The sequence below is a fragment of the Streptococcus infantis genome, from assembly GCF_047463655.1.
In the GTDB taxonomy this organism is placed as follows: Bacteria; Bacillota; Bacilli; order Lactobacillales; family Streptococcaceae; genus Streptococcus; species Streptococcus infantis_Z.
Map to the genome: position 1 here is coordinate 36405 of NZ_JASHDM010000013.1, position 19847 is coordinate 56251.

Sequence of the window (19847 nt, forward strand, 5' to 3'; positions counted from 1 at the left end):
TCCTATGTTGAATACAATGAGAGACTATCTAGCTTTCTCTGGTTTGCAGTATCAAAAACCAGAGAAGGCAGGACAAGATGCGGAGAAAATGCTTTATTTGAGGAGTAAGGGACAGGAAGCTAGGAAAGCTTTTACAGAACTGGCCAAGGCTTTTCAAGCAAGGCATCCAGAATGGATACTGCAAGGAACGAGTCAGTGGATGAATCAAGCCCAACGTTTGCGACCACATTTCTGGGCTTATTTACAGCGTGAAGGGGAAGTGACGGAGCCTATGTTAGCCCTTCGTTTGTATGGAAGTCCTTCTGATTTTGGAGTTTCACTAGAAGTGAGTTTTATTGAACGTAAGAAGGATGAGCGAACATTAGACAAACAAGCCAAGGTTTTAGAAGTTCCAGTGGTAGACGGGATTTACTATCTAGCTTACTCAAATGGAGAAAGTCACAAGATTGAGGCTACTGAGGAAAATCGTCAAATTTTAAGAGAAAAACTATCCCATCAGGAAGTCCGAAAAGTTTTGGTGAAGATAGATGTTCCAGTGACAGAAAATTCATCTGAAGAAGAAATCCTAGAAGCCCTACTGGAATCTTATGAAACAATTCTTCCCGTTTATCTAGCTACGAGAAAATCGGACGATTATTAAAATATCATAAATCATACAGTCCAAGAGTGAACAGTCCGCTGTGTAATTCTTGGTCTTTTTGTTTCCGTTTTCACATTATATAATAAACTTACAAAAACAATTCAAAAGGAGAACAATTATGGAAGTCATTTCAAGTGTTCTAAATTGGTTTTCTAGCAATATTTTGCAGAATCCCGCATTTTTCGTAGGTTTATTGGTGTTGATAGGATATGCACTTTTGAAAAAACCTGCTCATGACGTTTTCTCAGGTTTCGTTAAAGCAACAGTAGGCTATATGTTGCTCAACGTGGGTGCTGGTGGTTTGGTTACAACCTTCCGTCCAATCTTGGCAGCCCTTAACTACAAATTCCAAATTGGTGCAGCGGTTATTGACCCTTACTTTGGACTGGCTGCAGCAAACAACAAAATTGCAGCTGAGTTTCCAGATTTCGTCGGAACTGCAACTACAGCTCTATTGATCGGTTTTGGAGTAAATATCCTGCTTGTAGCTCTACGCAAGATTACGAAAGTAAGAACCCTCTTTATTACTGGTCACATCATGGTACAACAAGCTGCGACTGTATCTCTTATGGTTCTATTCTTAGTCCCACAATTGCGAAATGCTTATGGTACAGCAGCAATCGGTATCATCTGTGGCCTTTACTGGGCAGTTAGTTCAAATATGACTGTTGAGGCAACTCAACGTTTGACTGGTGGTGGCGGATTTGCGATTGGTCACCAACAACAATTTGCAATCTGGTTTGTAGATAAAGTGGCAGGACGCTTTGGCAAGAAAGAAGAAAGTCTAGACAATCTTAAATTGCCTAAGTTCCTCTCAATCTTCCATGATACAGTTGTTGCCTCTGCTACCTTGATGCTCGTATTCTTCGGAGCTATTCTTTTAATCTTGGGTCCAGACATTATGTCTAATAAAGAAGTCATCACTTCAGGAACTCTATTCAATCCTGCTAAACAAGATTTCTTTATGTACATTATCCAAACAGCCTTCACCTTCTCAGTTTACTTGTTCGTTTTGATGCAAGGTGTCCGCATGTTCGTATCTGAGTTGACAAATGCCTTCCAAGGTATTTCAAACAAATTGTTGCCAGGTTCATTCCCAGCGGTTGACGTTGCGGCTTCTTATGGATTTGGTTCACCAAATGCGGTCTTGTCAGGATTTGCCTTTGGTTTGATTGGTCAATTGATCACAATTGTCTTGCTCATCGTCTTTAAAAACCCTGTCCTTATTATTACAGGATTTGTACCAGTGTTCTTTGATAATGCCGCCATCGCGGTCTATGCTGATAAGCGTGGCGGATGGAAAGCAGCCGTTATCCTATCTTTCATCTCAGGTGTCCTTCAAGTTGCTCTAGGAGCTCTTTGTGTGGCCCTTCTCGACTTAGCATCTTACGGTGGTTACCATGGAAATATCGACTTTGAATTCCCATGGCTTGGATTTGGCTATATCTTCAAATACCTCGGTATTGTTGGTTATGTACTTGTGTGTCTCTTCTTGCTTGTTATTCCTCAACTTCAATTTGCCAAAGCAAAAGATAAAGAAAAATACTATAACGGTGAAGTTCAAGAAGAAGCTTAGTATCTAGAAAAGGAGAAAATAAAATGGTTAAAGTATTAGCAGCGTGCGGAAATGGAATGGGTTCATCTATGGTTATCAAGATGAAGGTTGAAAATGCCCTCCGTAAGCTTAATCAAACAGACTTTACAGTCAATTCATGCAGTGTTGGTGAAGCAAAAGGTTTAGCAGCAGGCTATGACATCGTAATCGCTTCTCTTCATTTAATCCAAGAATTGGAAGGTCGGACTAATGGGAAGTTAATCGGGCTTGACAACTTGATGGATGATAAAGAAATCACTGAAAAACTCAGTCAAGCACTACAGTAAAAGGTTGGAGGGGGCTGGACAGAAACTGAGAGTTATCGTTTCTGTCCTTCTCCCTCTTTAAATAAAGGAGGCAGATATGAATTTAAAACAAGCTTTAATTGACAATGACTCGATCCGACTAGGGTTAGAGGCTAAGGATTGGAAAGAAGCAGTCAAGGTAGCAGTAGATCCCTTGATTGAAAGTGGGGCAATTTTGCCAGAGTATTACGATGCTATTATCGAATCAACTGAAGAGTATGGCCCTTACTATATCTTAATGCCAGGTATGGCCATGCCCCATGCTAGACCAGAAGCTGGAGTGCAAAGAGATGCCTTTTCATTGATTACCTTACAAAATCCTGTTGTATTTTCAGATGGGAAAGAGGTCTCTGTTTTGCTTGCATTAGCAGCAACAAGTTCAAAAATTCACACAAGTGTAGCCATTCCACAAATCATTGCCTTGTTTGAATTAGAAGATTCTATTGCACGTTTACAGGCTTGCCAAACTAAAGAAGATGTCTTGGCGATGATTGAAGAATCTAAGGATAGCCCTTATCTCGAAGGATTGGATTTGGAAAGTTAGAAAGAGGAATAAAGAAATGACAAAAAGAATACCTAATTTACAAGTTGCATTAGACCATTCAGACTTGCAAGGAGCGATTAAAGCAGCTGTTTCTGTTGGTCAGGAAGTAGATATTATCGAAGCTGGAACTGTTTGCTTGCTTCAAGTTGGAAGTGAACTGGTTGAAGTCTTACGTAGCCTTTTCCCAGATAAGATTATTGTAGCAGACACAAAATGTGCTGATGCTGGTGGAACAGTTGCCAAAAATAATGCCGTTCGTGGAGCAGATTGGATGACTTGTATCTGTTGTGCAACCATCCCTACTATGGAAGCCGCTCTAAAGGCTATCAAGGCTGAACGTGGGGACCGAGGCGAAATCCAGATCGAGCTTTATGGTGATTGGACTTTTGAACAAGCTCAGCTTTGGCTAGATGCAGGTATCTCACAAGCTATCTATCACCAATCTCGTGATGCCCTTCTTGCTGGTGAAACTTGGGGTGAAAAAGACCTTAATAAGGTTAAAAAACTCATTGACATGGGCTTCCGTGTTTCTGTAACAGGTGGTCTAGATGTAGATACTCTCAAACTCTTTGAAGGCGTTGATGTCTTTACCTTTATCGCAGGTCGTGGAATTACGGAGGCTGCGGATCCAGCAGGAGCAGCGCGTGCCTTCAAGGATGAAATCAAACGAATTTGGGGGTAAACCATGGCACGTCCAATTGGAATTTATGAAAAGGCAACCCCGACTCACTTTACTTGGCTAGAACGTTTAAATTTTGCCAAGGAGTTAGGCTTTGATTTTGTCGAGATGTCTATTGACGAACGTGATGAGCGCTTAGCAAGACTTGACTGGAGCAAGGAAGAGCGCTTGGAAGTTGTCAAAGCGATCTATGAAACTGGTGTTCGTATTCCCTCTATCTGTTTTTCAGGCCATCGTCGTTACCCATTGGGATCAAATGATCTAGTTCTAGAGGAAAAATCTCTGGAACTCATGAAAAAATGTATCGAATTAGCTCAGGATTTGGGAGTTCGTACGATTCAATTAGCTGGTTACGATGTTTACTATGAGGAAAAGTCTACCCAAACACACCAACGTTTTATTAAAAATTTGAGAAAAGCTTGTGACTGGGCAGAAGAAGCTCAGGTGGTACTTGCCATCGAAATTATGGATGATCCTTTCATCAATAGCATCGAAAAATACTTGGCTATAGAGAAAGAAATTGACTCTCCATACCTCTTTGTATATCCAGATATTGGGAATGTGTCTGCCTGGCATAATGATGTCTACAGTGAATTTTATCTTGGCCATCATGCCATCGCAGCTCTCCATCTCAAGGATACTTATGCAGTGACAGAAAGTTCAAAGGGACAATTCCGAGATGTACCTTTCGGGCAAGGTTGTGTCAAATGGGAAGAAGCTTTCGATATTTTAAAGCAAACCAATTATAATGGACCTTTCCTAATCGAAATGTGGTCTGAAAATTGTGAAACTGTAGAAGAAACACGCGCAGCCATTCAAGAAGCGCAAGCTTTTCTCTACCCACTTATTAAGAAAGCAGGTCTGATGTAAGATGAATCAAGTAATTAATGATATGCGTAAACGAGTCTGTGATGCCAATCAATCATTGCCAAAACATGGACTTGTTAAATTTACCTGGGGCAATGTATCGGAAGTCAATCGCGAACTCGGTGTCATTGTTATCAAACCATCAGGTGTAGATTATGACGAATTGACACCTGAAAATATGGTGGTAACTGACCTGGATGGCAAGGTTCTAGAAGGAGATTTAAGACCATCTTCTGACCTTCCAACTCATGTGCAGTTATATAAGGCTTGGCCAGAGATTGCTAGTGTGGTCCATACCCATTCGACTGAAGCCGTTGGTTGGGCTCAGGCAGGTCGTGATATTCCTTTCTATGGAACAACCCATGCGGATTATTTCTACGGTTCAATCCCTTGCGCTCGTAGTTTGACTAAGGATGAAGTAGAAGTAGCCTATGAAAAAGACACTGGCCTAGTTATCGTAGAAGAGTTTGAACGTCGTGGTCTCAACCCTGTTGAAGTACCAGGGATTGTCGTACGTAATCACGGTCCATTCACCTGGGGCAAAAACCCAGAGAATGCTGTCTATCACTCTGTTGTATTAGAGGAAGTATCTAAGATGAATCGCTTTACAGAGCAAATCAATCCAAGAGTTGAACCTGCTCCTCAGTACATCCTAGAAAAACACTACCAACGTAAACATGGACCAAATGCTTATTACGGTCAAAAGAAATAAGAAATTGAATTGAAAAGAGGCTAGGACCTTTCGATCCAAGCCTCGCTTTTGTAGTTGTCAGTATCCACTGTTAAGAGTTTACAGCATATAATTGCAAAGTCTGTACGAATGTGATACCATTATAAAGTTGTTTTGGAAGCGATTGACAAATAGAGGAGTATGAATTATGGTTTTAGATAAGGCGAGCTGTGACTTGCTTCAATATTTGATGGATCAAGAAACGTCCAAAACGATTATGACGATTTCAAAAGATCTAGCTCAATCTCGAAGAAAAATCTACTATCACATTGATAAAATCAATGATGCTTTGAATGATGAGAAGTTGCATATCATCAGTCTGCCTCGGATTGGTATTTACTTGACCGATGAACAAAGAGAAGCTTGTCGTCAATTATTAGACGAAGTTGATTCTTATGATTACATCATGAGTGCCAACGAGCGGATGCAGCTGATGCTCCTTCTGATTGGTATTTCCAAAGAGAGAATCACGCTTGAAAAACTCATGGAATTAACAGAAGTCTCTCGAAATACGGTCCTAAATGATTTAAATACTATTCGTTACCAGCTGACACTAGAGCAGTATCAAGTAACGCTTCAAGTTAGTAAATCTCGCGGTTACTATCTAAATGCACATCCTCTTAATAAAATCCAGTATCTTCAATCCCTTCTCTATCATATCTTTATGGAGGAAAATCCAGCCTTTGTTGCTATTTTAGAGGAAAAAATCAAGGAACGATTAGACGGTGAGATGCTTCTTTCCGATGAGGTCAATCAATTTCTTAAAAAACAGGTTCCATTGGTTGAGCAGGATTTGGGGAAAAAAATAAACCATCACGAAGTCACTTTTATGTTACAGGTCCTCCCCTATCTGCTACTTGGATGTGATACTGTTACTCGTAATCAGGACAAACACCAAGAAATTGAGCAAGAGTTTTCATTGATTCGAAAGAGAATTGAATATCAGGTATCTAAAAAACTAGGAGAGCGCTTGTTTGAAACATTTGGAATCTCATTTTCAGAATTAGATAGATCTCTGTTAGCCATTCTTTTGTTATCCTATCGAAAAGATCGAGACATCCATGCAGAAAGTAAAGATTTTCAGCATTTGAGAATGGCTTTAGAAGAGTTTATTTGGTATTTTGAATCCCAAACCAGAATGGAGATTGAACAGAAAGAAGATTTACTGAGAAATCTTGTGATTCATTGTAAGGCTCTACTATTTAGAAAAAATTATGGGATCTTCTCAAAAAATCCTTTAACTCGGCAGATTCGTTCCAAGTATAGTGAACTTTTCGTAATTACAAAAAAATGTGCTGAAGTACTAGAAGAAACCTGGCAGATTCGATTGACGGATGATGAGATTGCCTATTTGACCATTCACGTTGGAGGTTTTTTAAGGTATACTCCATCTATTCAAAACAATACCAAGAAGATTTATATTGTGTGTGATGAAGGAGTGGGCGTTTCTAAACTCTTACTCAAACAATGTCGCTTCTATCTTCCAAATGAACAGATTGGGGCTGTCTTTACAACTGAGCAGTTCAAAAGCGTGGAGGATATTACTCAGGTTGATTTACTGATCACAACCAACGATGAACTTGAGAGTCGCTTCCCAGTGCTAAAGGTAAATCCTATACTTGAGGCAGAAGATATTTTACGCATAACAGACTTTATGAAGAATAAGGTTCTTAGAAAAGACGGTCGAACCTTCAAGGATAATCTATCAACCATTATCGGCACCTATATATCTGATAAACATGCAGCGGCAAAATTACAAGAAGAAATTCAACTTTTAATCAACCAAGAATTAGTTATCCAAGCTTTTTTAGATGAATCATAAACATCACAGTCCAATGATGAACACAAGCCTGTGTTTTTCTTGGTCTTTTTTAATATATCGGTCGGTGTTATACTAAGTATGAAATAAATACTTGAACAAAATATGGAGGATTTCAAATGCCAAACGTAAAAGAAATTACGAGAGAATCATGGATTTTAGCTACTTTCCCAGAGTGGGGAACATGGTTGAACGAAGAAATCGAAGAAGAAGTCGTTCCTGAAGGCAACTTTGCCATGTGGTGGCTAGGCAACTGTGGTACTTGGATTAAGACACCAGGTGGTGCTAACGTTGTCATGGACCTTTGGTCAAACCGTGGAAAATCAACCAAAAAAGTGAAAGATATGGTTCGTGGGCACCAAATGGCAAATATGGCAGGTGTTCGTAAATTGCAACCAAACTTACGTGTTCAGCCAATGGTTATCGATCCATTTGCTATCAATGAACTCGACTACTACTTGGTTTCACACTTCCATAGTGACCATATCGACCCATACACAGCTGCAGCAATTCTCAACAATCCTAAGTTAGAGCATGTTAAGTTTATCGGTCCTTACCATTGTGGACGAATCTGGGAAGGATGGGGTGTTCCAAAAGAACGCATCATCGTTGTCAAACCAGGTGATACTATTGAACTAAAAGACATGAAGATTCATGCGGTAGAATCATTTGACCGTACTTGCTTGGTAACGCTACCAGTGAACGGTGCTGACGAGACAGGTGGCGAACTTGCTGGTTTAGCTGTTACTGATGAAGAAATGGCTCAAAAGGCTGTTAACTATGTCTTTGAAACACCAGGTGGAACCATCTATCATGGTGCAGATTCTCACTTCTCAAACTATTTTGCGAAACATGGCAAAGACTTCAAAATTGATGTTGCTTTGAATAACTATGGTGAAAACCCAGTAGGTATCCAAGATAAAATGACCTCTATCGACCTACTTCGCATGGCAGAAAATCTACGTGCTAAAGTCATTATCCCAGTTCACTATGATATCTGGTCTAACTTCATGGCTTCTACCAATGAAATCCTAGAACTTTGGAAAATGAGAAAAGATCGTTTGCAATACGATTTCCATCCATTTATCTGGGAAGTTGGTGGTAAATACACTTATCCTCAAGACCAACACTTAGTAGAATATCATCACCCACGTGGTTTTGATGATTGCTTCGAACAAGACTCAAATATCCAATTCAAAGCCTTGCTTTAATATAAAAATTTTTTCTGGAGGTTATCCGTATGTTGCACGATACGGATAATTTTCATATAATAGTACAAATAGAATATGTGATAGACCTATCACCTCAAAGAGAAAGGAAATTCTATGTCAAATCTATCTGTTAATGCGATTCGTTTTCTAGGTATTGACGCTATCAATAAAGCCAACTCAGGTCACCCAGGGGTGGTAATGGGTGCAGCACCGATGGCTTACAGCCTTTTCACTAAAGAACTTCGTATCAATCCAGCTCAACCAAACTGGATTAACCGCGACCGTTTCATTCTTTCAGCTGGTCACGGATCAATGCTTCTTTATGCCCTTCTTCACCTTTCTGGTTTTGAAGATGTGAGCATGGATGAGGTAAAGAACTTCCGTCAATGGGGCTCTAAAACTCCAGGTCACCCAGAATTTGGTCATACAGCAGGGGTTGACGCAACAACAGGCCCTCTAGGACAAGGGATTGCGACTGCGACAGGTTTTGCACAAGCAGAACGTTTCCTTGCAGCTAAGTATAACCGCGAAGGTTATAACATCTTTGATCACTACACATATGTTATCTGTGGAGATGGTGACTTGATGGAAGGTGTATCAAGTGAAGCTGCTTCTTATGCAGGTTTGCAGAAACTTGACAAATTGGTTGTTCTCTATGATTCAAATGATATCAACTTGGACGGTGAGACAAAAGATTCCTTCACAGAAAGTGTTCGCGATCGTTACAATGCCTACGGTTGGCATACAGCCTTGGTTGAGGATGGAACAGACCTTGAAGCTATTCATGCTGCTATCGAAACAGCTAAGGCTTCAGGCAAACCATCTTTGATTGAAGTGAAGACGGTTATTGGATATGGTTCTCCAAACAAACAAGGAACTAATGCTGTACACGGTGCCCCTCTTGGAGCAGATGAAACTGCAGCAACTCGCCAAGCCCTCGGTTGGGACTATGAGCCATTTGAAATCCCAGAACAAGTTTATGCTGATTTCAAGGAAAATGTTGCGGACCGTGGCGCATCAGCTTATGAAGCTTGGGTAAAATTAGTTGCTGATTATAAAGAAGCTCATCCAGAACTGGCAGCAGAAGTAGAAGCCATTATTGATGGACATGATCCAGTTGAAGTGACTCCAGCAGACTTCCCAGCTTTAGAAAATGGCTTCTCTCAAGCAACTCGTAATTCAAGCCAAGATGCCTTGAATGTAGTGGCAGCTAAGTTACCAACCTTCCTTGGCGGATCAGCTGACCTTGCTCATTCAAATATGACTTACATCAAAACTGACGGACTTCAGGACGATGCAAATCGCTTAAATCGTAACATCCAATTTGGTGTTCGTGAATTTGCAATGGGTACTGTCTTGAACGGAATGGCTCTTCACGGGGGACTTCGAGTTTATGGTGGAACTTTCTTCGTATTCTCAGACTACCTTAAAGCAGCAGTTCGTTTGTCAGCCTTACAAGGTCTTCCAGTGACTTATGTCTTCACTCACGATTCAATCGCAGTTGGTGAAGATGGACCAACTCATGAACCGATTGAGCACTTGGCAGGTCTTCGTGCGATTCCAAACCTCAATGTTTTCCGTCCTGCTGATGCACGTGAAACACAAGCAGCTTGGTATCAAGCAGTCAAAAGTGAGAAAACACCAACTGTTCTTGTCTTGACTCGTCAAAACTTGACTGTTGAGGAAGGAACAGACTTTGACAAGGTTGCGAAAGGTGCTTATGTCGTTTATGAAAATGCAGCAGACTTCGACACTATCTTGATTGCGACTGGTTCAGAGGTTAATCTTGCTGTTGCAGCCGCTAAAGAATTGGCAAGTCAAGGTGGTAAGGTGCGCGTAGTCAGCATGCCATCTACAGATGTATTTGATGCACAAGATGCAGCCTACAAAGAAGAAATCTTACCAAATGCAGTTCGTCGCCGTGTAGCAGTCGAAATGGGAGCAACTCAAAACTGGTATAAATACGTTGGTCTTGATGGAGCAGTTCTTGGTATTGATACCTTTGGAGCGTCTGCACCAGCACCAAAAGTTTTAGCAGAATATGGATTTACAGTTGAAAACTTAGTAGAACTTGTAAACAACTTGAAATAAGAAAAATCAGGGCATTTGCTCTGGTTTTTTATTGACCTAAAATCAAGGTGCAATCTTGTAAAAACAAGTGAAATTTGATATAGTAGTTTTATCTGAATTACAAAGGAGAAAAAATAATGGGTGGGAATTTAACATTCTTGATTATGCTTGTTTTGATGTTTGGCTTGATGTTTTTCATGCAACGTTCTCAAAAAAAACAAGCTGAAAAACGTATGGAGAGCCTCAACAAACTTCAAAAAGGCTACGAAGTCATCACTATCGGTGGTCTCTACGGTACAGTTGACGAAGTTGATACTGAAAACAAAACGATTGTACTTGATGTAGACGGAGTATACTTGACTTTCGAATTAGGTGCAATTAGAACAGTTTTGCCAGTCAAAGAAGCTGTCACACCTGAAGGTGCAGTTATCGAAGAAGGCAGTGCTATTGAAGAATAAAACGGGGTTAATCTTATACCCCTTTTTCTATGAAGATGAGGGACAATGATGAAAAAAGTTGTTTTTGTTTGCCTTGGCAATATTTGTCGTAGTCCTATGGCGGAATTTGTAATGAAATCCCTGACCGATAAATATGAGATTCAAAGTCGAGCGACTTCTTCCTGGGAACACGGTAATTCAATCCACAAAGGAACGCAAGGAATCTTTCGAAGTCATGGCGGTCCTTATGATACTTCAAAAACTTCCCAACAAATTTCTAAAAAAGATTTTGAGTATTTTGACTATATCATTGGGATGGATGAGTCTAATCTCGCTGATTTGCGTCAGATGTGTCCACAGGATCAACAATACAAGATACAGCCTTTTGCATCTGAAAGCGTTCCAGATCCCTGGTATACAGGTGATTTTGAAGAAACTTATGACCGAGTTTTAACAGGTTGTCAGGCTTGGTTAAGTCGCTTAGAAAATGAGAGTGAACATGGAAAATTTAAAAAAACTCTATGAAAAATATAGTGTCTATTTAACACGTCCCCGTTTAGAAATTGCGACAGTGATCGTCATTGTTGTCTGTGCAGGTCTCGTATTTCTGACCAATCTTCCAAAACAGGGCGTTCTTAAGCTTGATAACGATGCTATTATTTATGACGGGAGCCTAGTTCGTGGTAAGATGAATGGTCAGGGCACTGTTACCTTCTCAAACGGTGATACCTATACTGGAGAATTTAGCAATGGTGCCTTCAATGGCAAAGGTACCTACCAAGCTAAAGCAGGTTGGGTATATGAGGGAGACTTTGTAAATGGCCAAGCTGAAGGAAAAGGAAAACTGACTACCGAACAAGAAGTAGTCTATGAAGGGGACTTCAAACAAGGTTTATTTCAACAAGCACAATAACCTCCTCCTAGAAGGAGGTATTCTTCCAGAACAACAGAAAGCGCTTACATGGAAATAAAAACGGCTTACAAGACTGTTTTACAACTAAGTTTGTGAAAAATAAAACTTTTATGGAATAATTCACAAACTTTAAGTGAAAAAGTGCATGTGTGGGTATATTTGAAATTGTTTTCACAAACAAATAAAAAAAGTTTGTGAAATGTCTATGAAACTGTTTACAAACGTTTAAAAAAGAGTTATAATAAACTTGTGAAAAAATTAACAAAGGACTTACAGTCCTTGAAAGCTATGGAGGAAAATATGGCTGATAAAAAAACTGTAACACCAGAAGAAAAGAAACTCGCTGCTGAAAAGCATGTCGATGGTTTGGTGCAAAAAGCTTTAGTTGCCCTTGAAGAAATGCGTAAACTTGACCAAGATCAAGTTGATTATATCGTAGCAAAAGCTTCAGTTGCAGCACTTGATGCTCACGGAGAATTGGCTTTACATGCCTTTGAAGAAACAGGACGTGGAGTATTTGAAGATAAAGCAACTAAAAACCTATTTGCTTGTGAGCACGTAGTAAACAACATGCGCCACACTAAAACAGTTGGTGTTATCGAAGAAGATGATGTAACAGGATTGACTCTTATCGCTGAACCAGTTGGTGTTGTTTGTGGTATCACTCCAACAACAAACCCTACTTCAACAGCAATCTTTAAAGCGTTGATTTCATTGAAGACTCGTAATCCTATTGTCTTTGCATTCCACCCATCAGCTCAAGAATCATCAGCTCACGCAGCTCAAATCGTTCGTGATGCAGCGATTAAAGCAGGTGCTCCTGAAAACTGTGTACAGTGGATTACTGAACCATCTATGGAAGCAACTAGCGCATTGATGAACCACGAAGGTGTTGCAACAATCCTTGCAACAGGTGGTAATGCCATGGTTAAAGCTGCATATTCATGTGGTAAACCAGCTCTTGGGGTAGGTGCCGGAAACGTTCCAGCTTATGTTGAAAAATCAGCTAACATCCGCCAAGCTGCTCACGATATCGTAATGTCTAAATCATTTGATAATGGTATGGTCTGTGCATCTGAACAAGCGGTTATCATTGATAAAGAAATTTACGATGAATTTGTAGCAGAGTTCAAATCTTACCACACTTATTTTGTAAACAAAAAAGAAAAAGCACTTCTTGAAGAGTTCTGCTTCGGCGTGAAAGCAAACAGCAAAAACTGTGCTGGTGCAAAATTGAATGCTGACATCGTTGGTAAACCGGCAACTTGGATTGCGGAACAAGCAGGATTTACTGTTCCAGAAGGAACAAACATTCTTGCTGCAGAATGTAAAGAAGTTGGTGAAAACGAGCCATTGACTCGTGAAAAATTGTCACCAGTTATCGCAGTTTTGAAATCTGAAAGCCGTGAAGATGGTATTGCTAAAGCTCGTCAAATGGTTGAATTTAACGGTCTTGGACACTCAGCTGCCATCCATACTGCTGATGAAGAATTGACTAAAGAATTTGGTAAAGCTGTTAAAGCTATTCGTGTTATCTGTAACTCACCTTCTACTTTCGGTGGTATCGGGGACGTTTACAATGCCTTCTTGCCATCATTGACACTCGGATGTGGTTCTTACGGACGTAACTCAGTTGGGGATAACGTTAGCGCCATTAACCTCTTGAACATCAAAAAAGTCGGAAGACGGAGAAATAACATGCAATGGATGAAACTTCCTTCAAAAACATACTTTGAACGTGATTCAATTCAATACCTTCAAAAATGTCGTGACGTTGAGCGTGTCATGATCGTTACTGACCACGCTATGGTAGAGCTTGGTTTCCTTGATCGTATCATCGAACAACTTGACCTTCGTCGCAATAAGGTTGTTTACCAAATCTTTGCAGATGTAGAACCAGATCCAGATATCACTACAGTTGAACGTGGTACTGAGATTATGCGCTCTTTCAAACCAGATACAATCATCGCTCTTGGTGGTGGATCACCAATGGATGCTGCAAAAGTAATGTGGCTCTTCTACGAGCAACCAGAAGTGGACTTCCGTGACCTTGTACAAAAATTCATGGATATCCGTAAACGTGCCTTCAAATTCCCATTGCTTGGTAAGAAAACTAAATTCATCGCGATCCCAACTACATCTGGTACAGGATCTGAAGTAACTCCATTTGCCGTTATCTCTGATAAAGCAAACAACCGTAAATACCCAATTGCTGACTACTCATTGACACCAACTGTGGCAATCGTAGACCCTGCTTTGGTATTGACAGTTCCTGGATTTGTTGCTGCAGATACTGGTATGGACGTATTGACTCACGCAACTGAAGCTTACGTATCACAAATGGCTAGCGACTACACTGATGGTCTTGCTCTTCAAGCAATCAAACTTGTATTCGAAAACCTTGAAAGCTCAGTTAAGAATGCAGACTTCCACTCACGTGAGAAAATGCATAACGCTTCAACAATCGCTGGTATGGCCTTTGCCAATGCCTTCCTAGGTATTTCTCACTCAATGGCTCACAAGATTGGTGCGCAATTCCACACAGTTCACGGACGTACAAATGCAATCTTGCTTCCATACGTTATCCGTTACAATGGTACTCGCCCGGCTAAGGCAGCTACATGGCCTAAGTACAACTACTACCGTGCAGATGAGAAATATCAAGATATCGCTCGTATGCTTGGACTTCCAGCTTCTACACCAGAAGAAGGGGTGGAATCTTACGCAAAAGCTGTCTACGAACTTGGAGAGCGCGTAGGTATCCAAATGAACTTCAAAGCACAAGGTATTGACGAAAAAGAATGGAAAGAACATTCACGTGAATTAGCCTTCCTTGCTTATGAAGACCAATGTTCACCTGCAAACCCACGTCTTCCAATGGTTGACCATATGCAAGAAATCATCGAAGATGCTTACTATGGTTACAAAGAAAGACCAGGACGTCGTAAATAATTGATTATCAGCCAAAACCGAGGGTAAACCTCGGTTTTTTATGCTTAGAGAATATATTTTTATTAAGAAATGCATAGAATTGGAGTAGGCTGCGAGGCTAAGTAAAGAAATGAAAATATTACCAAAGCTTATCAGAAAAACAAGGCCAGCGCTTGCAATTAAACTCAAATAGTTATATAATAGGTATGTTGAAAGGTGATTTGTAGTGATTCAAGTTACTCTTTTCACAATAAAATTTTCATGATTTTCATAAGGAGGAAATCACTAATGGTAGTTAAAGTTGGTATTAACGGTTTCGGACGTATCGGTCGTCTTGCTTTCCGCCGTATCCAAAACGTAGAAGGTGTTGAAGTTACTCGCATCAACGACCTTACAGATCCAGTTATGCTTGCACACTTGTTGAAATATGACACAACTCAAGGTCGTTTCGACGGAACTGTGGAAGTTAAAGAAGGTGGATTTGAAGTTAACGGTAAATTCGTTAAAGTTTCTGCTGAACGTGATCCAGAACAAATTGACTGGGCTAACGACGGTGTAGAAATCGTTCTTGAAGCAACTGGTTTCTTTGCTACTAAAGCAGCTGCTGAAAAACACTTGCACCCAGGTGGAGCTAAAAAAGTTGTTATCACTGCTCCTGGTGGATCAGATGTTAAAACAGTTGTATTTAACACTAACCACGACGTTCTTGACGGTACTGAAACAGTTATCTCAGGTGCTTCATGTACTACAAACTGCTTGGCTCCAATGGCTAAAGCTCTTCAAGATAACTTCGGTGTTGTTGAAGGATTGATGACTACTATCCACGCTTACACTGGTGACCAAATGATTCTTGACGGACCACACCGTAAAGGTGACCTCCGTCGTGCTCGCGCTGGTGCTGCTAACATCGTACCTAACTCAACTGGTGCTGCTAAAGCTATCGGTCTTGTAATCCCAGAATTGAACGGTAAACTTGACGGAGCTGCACAACGCGTTCCTACACCAACTGGTTCAGTAACTGAATTGGTAGTTGTTCTTGAAAAGAACGTTACTGTTGATGAAGTGAATGCAGCTATGAAAGCAGTAGCCAATGAATCATACGGTTACACAGAAGATCCAATCGTATCTTCAGATGTTGTAGGTATGTCTTACGGATCATTGTTTGACGCAACTCAAACTAAAGTTCTTGACGTTGACGGTAAACAATTGGTTAAAGTTGTTTCATGGTACGACAACGAAATGTCATACACTGCACAACTTGTACGTACTCTTGAATACTTCGCTAAAATCGCTAAATAATTCTTGAGTTGATAAAAGCAAGGCCAACTGGTCTTGCTTTTTTGGTATCTATAAGAAAAAATGGATGAAAGTGTCATCCATTTTGGTTTAATTCTCTTTCAAATGTATCTGATAGCGCAGTAAAGCTTAATTTGTTTAAGGTCAGAGGATGGACAAAGGAAAGTTTAAATGCATGAAGCATTAGTCTCTTAGTTTTTGAGTGTGGGTTGTAGAGCGGGTCTCCTAGGATTGGATGAACGTGGTGAGATAGATGAACTCGAATCTGATGAGTACGTCCTGTTTTTAATCGACAACGAACGAGACTAGTTTTGTTTTGAAATTGTTTCAATCGAGTTACATGAGTTTCAGCATATTGACCATTTTTGAAATCCACCACCCGTTTTCTACGATCGTGACGATCGCGACCGATTTTGTCTCGAAAGACAAGCTCTTTAGTTCCTATTTTTCCCTCAACCAGAGCCCAGTATTCGCGGGAGATTTCTTTTTTCTCCAATAATCGATTGAGGATGGGCAGTATAAATGGATTTTTAGCAAATAGTACGAGTCCACTTGTTTCTTTGTCTAGTCTATGAACGACATAGCAAGTCTGGCCTACATAGGCGGTGACATGATTGAGAAGAGCAATCTCATCTGGTTGATTGCCGTGAGTCTTCATACCTTCAGGTTTGTTAACGATAATCAAATGTTGGTCTTGGTAGACTTCTTGGACAAGATTAGGATTCCCCAAAACAATTTCTTTTGTAGGATAATCCTCCTCATCGAAAATCAGTTGGCATTCATCACCAGCTTTGACAGTTTGATGCCAGTGGACTTCTTCTTGATTGATGAGAATGTGCTTTTTAATTCTCAAGAAATGCCGTATTTTTCTCGGAATGAGTAGTTGTTCTTCCAAGAAGACTTTGACAGTCATTTCAGGAAGAGAATCAGGGATAACAAAGGTAAATTTCATACAGATATTGTAACAAAAAATAGATTATTTGGATAGAGAAACTAGCTAAATTCTTGTCTTCCTATGAGGAAGATGATAAAATAAACGCATGAAATTAGATACATTATTTGAAAAGTTTCTTTCTTTATTTAAAAAAGAAGAAGTTGAAATGGAAGAAATAGAAATCGACGAAGCTAATGACGAAGCTGATAATGAAGAAAATACCTCGACTAATTTAAGACGGTCAAGAGGTGGGCGAAAGAAAGTTGGGCAAGTCGGACCCATTCGAAAATTTTGGCGTCGCTATCATCTGACCAAAATCTTTCTAATTCTTGGACTAAGTGCAAGCTTGTTTGTTGGGGTTTATCTATTTGCCTTGGCTAAATCGACAAATGTTACAGACTTGCAGAATGCTTTGAAAACACGAACGGTGATTTTTGATAGAGAAGAGAATGAGGCTGGTGCCTTGTCAGGCCAAAAAGGAACCTATGTTGAGCTCTCGGAAATTAGTGAAGATTTGCAGAATGCTGTTATTGCGACAGAAGATAGAAGCTTCTATAAAAATAGTGGAATTAACTATGGTCGCTTTTTCCTAGCAATCCTAACAGCTGGTCGCTCGGGTGGTGGTTCTACAATTACCCAACAGTTAGCGAAAAATGCTTATCTTTCACAAGACCAAACTGTTCAGAGAAAGGCTAAAGAATTCTTTCTTGCTTTAGAATTAACCAAAAAATACAGTAAAAAAGAAATTCTAACCATGTATTTGAACAATGCCTACTTTGGTAATGGAGTTTGGGGTGTTGAGGATGCTAGTAAAAAGTACTTTGGTGTTTCAGCATCGGAATTAACTCTTGATGAAGCCGCCACTTTAGCAGGTATGCTTAAAGGCCCAGAGTTGTACAATCCTCTGAATTCTATTGAGCATTCAACTAATCGAAGAGATACTGTCTTGCAAAATATGGTGGCTGCAGGTTACCTTGATAAAAATAAGGAAGCAGAAGCAGCAAGTGTTGATATGGCTTCTCAATTGAAAGATAGTTATGAAGGGAAAATATCAGACTACCGTTATCCTTCCTATTTTGATGCAGTTGTTAATGAAGCTATTGAAAAGTATAATCTAACAGAGGAAGAAATCGTTAATAACGGTTATCGAATTTATACGGAGCTAGATCAAAATTACCAAGCAAATATGCAGGTTATCTATCAAAATACTTCGCTCTTTCCGACAGCTGAAGATGGGACACATGCAGAGTCTGGTAGTGTCGCTTTGGAGCCAAAAACGGGTGGAGTTCGAGGAGTTGTTGGTCGAGTGGCAGGGGATGATAAGACAGGTTTCAGAAATTTTAACTATGCAACCCAGACCAAAAGAAGTCCAGGTTCAACGATTAAACCTTTAGTAGTCTATACACCAGCAGTCGAAGCGGGTTGGGCTTTAAATAAAGAATTGGATAATCATACCATGGAATATGGAGACTATAAGGTTGACAACTACGCTGGGATCAAAACATCACCAGAAGTTCCAATGTATCAAGCCTTAGCCGAGTCTCTAAATCTTCCTGCTGTAGCGACAGTTAAGCAACTTGGTATCGATAAGGCTTTTGAATCAGGTGAAAGATTCGGACTTGATTTAACGAATGTTGATCGTGTGCTAGGTGTAGCTCTAGGTGGTGGGGTGGAGACAAGTCCGCTACAAATGGCGCAGGCTTATGCAGCGTTTGCAAATGAAGGTTTGATACCTGAAGCGCATTTTATTACTCGTATTGAAAATGCGAGTGGCCAAGTCATTGCAACTCACAAAAATTCTCAAAAACGTATAATAGATAAGTCAGTAGCCGATAAAATGACCAGTATGATGTTAGGTACTTTTACAAACGGTACAGGAATAAGCTCCTCGCCAGATGACTATGTTATGGCTGGGAAAACTGGTACAACTGAAGCAGCTTTTAACCCAGTATATACAAGTGACCAGTGGGTTATCGGATATACGCCTGATGTGGTGATAAGTCATTGGCTTGGTTTCCCGACTACGGACGAAAATCATTATCTGGCAGGTTCGACTTCGAATGGTGCTGCTCACATTTTTAGAAGTATGGCGGAAACAATTCTTCCTTATACACCAGGTAGTACCTTTACAGTTGAAAATGCCTATAAGTTGAATGGTATTGAACCAGAAAACACACGGAAACAAACTACAAGTGATACTAGTACGCAGTCGGATGATATATTAGCAGATATTCGTGGACGAGCACAAAATCTGGTCGATGAAGCAGGCAAAGCTATTTCAGATGCTAAGATTAAAGAAAAAGCCCAGACAGTTTGGGATACCATTGTAGATCTGTTTCACTAATACGTTTATAAGCTAAAAGACAAGGATTCAAATCTTTGTCTTTTTTCACTCTCACTTGTCAGCATTTACAACTTCCATAACATTACAGACTTGAAAAAACACAAGATAGGAAAGACAGCCCCTCTTTCCTCCTTTCTCTGCTATACTACAAGCAGAGAAAGGGGGAAAGCAAATGCTTGAAAAGAATTATGCAAAGGTAAAAGGAATTGTTCATAGATGCCGAAAAGATTATTATCTTCATCTATGGGAAAAAGAAGACTGGGACCAAGAAGGCATGATCTGTCTCCATGAACTTCTAGAACACCATCCAGAACTAGTGGAAGAAGAAAAGAAACTCTACGTCTACTTTAAAACAAAATTTCGGAATCGAATCCTTGATAGCGTCAGAAAACAAGAGAGTCAAAAGCGTCGCCTAGACCGAATGTCCTACGAAGAAGTAGGGGAGATTAGCCATCGCCTACCAGAAGGAGGTTTATGGCTGGATGATTATTATGCCTTTCATGACTTGTTAGGTAATTATAGAAGAAAGTTGC

The 19847-nt window shown here is 40.1% G+C and carries 18 protein-coding genes; 17 read left to right on the forward strand and 1 reads right to left on the reverse strand.

Features of this window, described 5'->3' with window-relative positions; all coding sequences use genetic code 11:
- The first annotated feature begins 4 nt into the window (after positions 1 to 4).
- The 15 genes from QM877_RS08565 (at position 5) to gap (ending at position 16039) form a co-directional block, all read left to right on the forward strand.
- Positions 5 to 640, forward strand: coding sequence for an HI_0552 family protein (locus tag QM877_RS08565; RefSeq protein WP_414318149.1), 636 nt, complete (start codon positions 5 to 7; stop codon positions 638 to 640).
- Positions 641 to 758: 118 nt separating this feature from the next.
- Entirely contained in the window at positions 759 to 2216 is a 1458-nt protein-coding gene (locus QM877_RS08570) for a PTS ascorbate transporter subunit IIC (RefSeq protein ID WP_060956301.1), read from the forward strand.
- Positions 2217 to 2239: 23 nt separating this feature from the next.
- Complete coding sequence (locus QM877_RS08575) at positions 2240 to 2521, forward strand: PTS sugar transporter subunit IIB (RefSeq protein ID WP_000241466.1); 282 nt, start codon at positions 2240 to 2242, stop codon at positions 2519 to 2521.
- Positions 2522 to 2597: 76 nt separating this feature from the next.
- Positions 2598 to 3083 carry a PTS sugar transporter subunit IIA gene (locus QM877_RS08580; RefSeq protein WP_001049925.1) on the forward strand — a complete coding sequence of 162 codons (486 nt, stop codon included), beginning with the start codon at positions 2598 to 2600 and terminating at the stop codon, positions 3081 to 3083.
- Positions 3084 to 3099: 16 nt separating this feature from the next.
- The gene (locus tag QM877_RS08585) at positions 3100 to 3765 is read left to right on the forward strand and encodes a 3-keto-L-gulonate-6-phosphate decarboxylase UlaD (protein WP_049548839.1); all 666 of its coding nucleotides are present in this window, start codon (positions 3100 to 3102) and stop codon (positions 3763 to 3765) included.
- A 3-nt stretch (positions 3766 to 3768) separates the two neighbouring features.
- Complete coding sequence (locus tag QM877_RS08590) at positions 3769 to 4632, forward strand: L-ribulose-5-phosphate 3-epimerase (protein ID WP_414318150.1); 864 nt, start codon at positions 3769 to 3771, stop codon at positions 4630 to 4632.
- 1 nt (position 4633) lies between these two features.
- Entirely contained in the window at positions 4634 to 5341 is a 708-nt protein-coding gene (locus QM877_RS08595; protein WP_075230987.1) for an L-ribulose-5-phosphate 4-epimerase, read from the forward strand.
- Between the two features lie 166 nt (positions 5342 to 5507).
- Positions 5508 to 7181, forward strand: coding sequence for a BglG family transcription antiterminator (locus QM877_RS08600; RefSeq protein ID WP_414318151.1), 1674 nt, complete (start codon positions 5508 to 5510; stop codon positions 7179 to 7181).
- A gap of 116 nt (positions 7182 to 7297) precedes the next feature.
- Complete coding sequence (ulaG, locus tag QM877_RS08605) at positions 7298 to 8389, forward strand: L-ascorbate 6-phosphate lactonase (protein ID WP_140834575.1); 1092 nt, start codon at positions 7298 to 7300, stop codon at positions 8387 to 8389.
- Positions 8390 to 8503: 114 nt separating this feature from the next.
- A complete protein-coding gene (tkt, locus tag QM877_RS08610) occupies positions 8504 to 10480 on the forward strand; it encodes a transketolase (RefSeq protein ID WP_414318152.1) in 1977 nt (658 codons plus the stop codon).
- A 116-nt stretch (positions 10481 to 10596) separates the two neighbouring features.
- Positions 10597 to 10917, forward strand: coding sequence for a preprotein translocase subunit YajC (yajC, locus tag QM877_RS08615; protein ID WP_000509386.1), 321 nt, complete (start codon positions 10597 to 10599; stop codon positions 10915 to 10917).
- Positions 10918 to 10965: 48 nt separating this feature from the next.
- Positions 10966 to 11421, forward strand: coding sequence for a low molecular weight protein-tyrosine-phosphatase (locus QM877_RS08620; RefSeq protein WP_414318157.1), 456 nt, complete (start codon positions 10966 to 10968; stop codon positions 11419 to 11421).
- Complete coding sequence (locus tag QM877_RS08625) at positions 11396 to 11809, forward strand: MORN repeat-containing protein (RefSeq protein WP_049504892.1); 414 nt, start codon at positions 11396 to 11398, stop codon at positions 11807 to 11809. Before QM877_RS08620 ends, QM877_RS08625 begins: the two co-directional genes overlap by 26 nt.
- 300 nt (positions 11810 to 12109) lie before the next feature.
- On the forward strand, positions 12110 to 14761 hold the full coding sequence (gene adhE / locus QM877_RS08630) for a bifunctional acetaldehyde-CoA/alcohol dehydrogenase (protein WP_301559940.1): 2652 nt from the start codon (positions 12110 to 12112) through the stop codon (positions 14759 to 14761).
- Positions 14762 to 15028: 267 nt separating this feature from the next.
- Entirely contained in the window at positions 15029 to 16039 is a 1011-nt protein-coding gene (gene gap, locus QM877_RS08635) for a type I glyceraldehyde-3-phosphate dehydrogenase (RefSeq protein ID WP_045762475.1), read from the forward strand.
- Positions 16040 to 16112: 73 nt separating this feature from the next.
- Here the strand turns inward: gap and QM877_RS08640 are convergent, their stop codons facing one another.
- Positions 16113 to 16988, reverse strand: a complete 876-nt coding sequence (locus tag QM877_RS08640; RefSeq protein WP_414318153.1) for an RluA family pseudouridine synthase — start codon at positions 16986 to 16988, stop codon at positions 16113 to 16115.
- An 88-nt stretch (positions 16989 to 17076) separates the two neighbouring features.
- Between QM877_RS08640 and pbp2a the strand changes: the two genes are divergently transcribed.
- Together pbp2a and QM877_RS08650 are read left to right on the forward strand one after the other, a co-directional pair.
- Positions 17077 to 19314: a penicillin-binding protein PBP2A gene (gene pbp2a / locus QM877_RS08645; protein ID WP_414318154.1), complete on the forward strand. Its 2238-nt coding sequence runs from the start codon at positions 17077 to 17079 to the stop codon at positions 19312 to 19314.
- Positions 19315 to 19486: 172 nt separating this feature from the next.
- Positions 19487 to 19847, forward strand: a 361-nt coding sequence (locus QM877_RS08650) for a sigma-70 family RNA polymerase sigma factor (RefSeq protein WP_414318155.1), incomplete at its 3' end; no start/stop codon positions are given.